Origin of the sequence: Sedimentitalea sp. XS_ASV28 (assembly GCF_041224545.1) — a bacterium.
Classification (GTDB): domain Bacteria; phylum Pseudomonadota; class Alphaproteobacteria; order Rhodobacterales; family Rhodobacteraceae; genus Sedimentitalea.
In genome coordinates, this window is record NZ_JBGFGP010000002.1 from 1 (window position 1) to 281 (window position 281).

Below are 281 nucleotides of genomic sequence, written 5' to 3' on the forward strand. Positions count from 1 at the left end.
ATGGGCAGGCCGACGCCGTTAACGCGGAGGTGGATCTTGGTCGTGAAGCCACCCCTTGAACGGCCGAAACCCTGTCGCGGAGTCCCCCTTTAGCGCCCGCTGCCTGATGATGGGCGCGAACTACGGTGCTGTCTATCATTAGCAGGGCATCGGGAACCAGCCGACTTTCGTTCAGTGCGTCCATGATCTGCTCCCAGAGCCCGGCCAGCGTCCAGCGCCGGAACTGGCGATAGACCGACGACCACTTGCCGAACTCTTCAGGCAGATCGCGCCACGGTGAT

General features: G+C 62.6%; 1 pseudogene. It reads right to left on the reverse strand.

The window, feature by feature from the left end:
- Positions 1 to 281: pseudogene (locus tag AB9K34_RS00010) on the reverse strand (transposase); the annotation flags it as partial.